Raw genomic sequence first — 1,729 nt, 5'->3', positions numbered from 1 at the left:
GTTCCTGAACATATTTTACTGCTTCTTTTTTAAAATCTTCGTTATATCGTTGGCGTTGCTCTCCCATTGGCGGACACCCCCCTATTCGTTAAGTCTATTATTGGGGTCACTTAACGGATGTGTCCACTTCTTATTCTAGCCGCACACGAGCCGTTATCGGCCATGAAACTGCCTGATACAGTGACAAAATCAGTAGATAACGGCTCCTCAGTCCGATACCACTCAAATCTAGCTGAATTTCACAGAATAACGGCTTCTGTGTCCGTAAAAAAAGTAGCTACTTGGGGGATTGGTGGGTGGGCGGCTGTTCGCGGGATTCAGGGTACTTTAACTAGTTAGCTCTATTGGTGCGATTCACGGTTCTTTAACTAGTTGGCTTCTATTGGTGCGATTCACGGTTCTTTAACTAGCTGGCTTTATTGGTGCGATTCACGGTACTTTAACTAGCTGGCTCTATTGGTGGTGCTCTTTCGACCGCTAGCTTACCCCTACGAGCATTATCTGTCTGCTAACGGACTGAGGTGACTCTATTCGCTACTTTTGGGACAAGTTTAGTTTCTAACGGACTCACGTGCCGTTATCGGCCATGAAACTGCCTAAAACAGCGACAAAATCAGTAGATAACGGCTCCTGAGTCCGATACCATTCAAATCTAGCTGGATTTCGCAGAATAACGGCTTCTGTGTCCGTAAACTGGCGGTCGGAGTTATGGGGTTCGGGTAGTAGGGTGACATCACAAAAAAAAGCCGCCCCCCTCTCACAAGGGTGGACAGCTTTTTCACTTATTTAATCAAGTCTTCAACAAATTTAGGCAAAACAAACGCTGCTTTATGCAGGCGTGCTGTATAGTACTTCGTCGGGAATTCCGGAATGGAAGCTTCTTCGACTTGAAGAGGGTCATGTTTTTTGCTGCCCATTGTGAAAGTCCATAGACCACTTGGGTACGTAGGGATGTTCGCGCTGTATACGCGTACGATCGGGAAGATTTCTTTAACGTCACGGTTAACCGTTTGGATCAGATCTGCTTTGAACCAAGGGTTGTCCGTTTGTGCAACGAAGATTCCATCTTCTTTTAACGCATCATAAATGCCTTGGTAGAAACCTTTAGAGAACAGTTCAACCGCTGGGCCAACTGGCTCTGTGGAATCGACCATGATAACATCGTATGTATTTTTGTGATCATGAATGTGCATGTAGCCATCGTTCACGATAACTTCAACGCGCGGGTTGTCCAATTCGCCGGCAATGGTAGGCAGGTACTTTTTGGAGTACTCGATTACTTTGCCATCGATGTCGACTAGAACGGCTTTTTTCACTTTCGGATGCTTCATGATCTCACGGATAACGCCGCCGTCGCCGCCGCCCACAACAAGTACATTCTCAGGGTTCGGATGAGTAACAAGCRCTGGGTGTGCAACCATTTCATGATAGACGAACTCGTCTCTTACTGTTGTCATGACCATGCCGTCTAGTGTGAGCATCGTTCCCCACTCTTCCGTTTCGATCATCGAGAGATCCTGAAAATCCGTTTGCTCTCTTACGTAAGTCTCTTTTACTTTCGCTGTAATGCCGAAGCTATCTGTCTGTTTCTCTGTGTACCACAAATCCATGTTCATACCTTCTTTCTCTTCTATATTGGATGAATAATTACTGACATTCGTTATCTCTAACAGTGTTCCACCGGTTTAAAATGTCATGCAAAGTCCGCTAGAATTTCGCGTCCCTTCAC

At 45.7% G+C, this 1,729-nt stretch carries 1 protein-coding gene; it reads right to left on the bottom strand.

All coding sequences use genetic code 11. The annotated features are described in order from the left end of the window. Window positions 1-782: 782 nt before the first annotated feature. Window positions 783-1,610, bottom strand: coding sequence for a polyamine aminopropyltransferase (speE, locus tag AC1DUA_RS36420; RefSeq protein WP_477504370.1), 828 nt, complete (start codon window positions 1,608-1,610; stop codon window positions 783-785). Window positions 1,611-1,729: the final 119 nt, after the last annotated feature.

This window comes from Paenibacillus sp. 01T422 (assembly GCF_056398785.1).
Note: the sequence above shows the minus strand (reverse complement) of the source record. Positions and strands in the feature narration are given on the sequence as shown.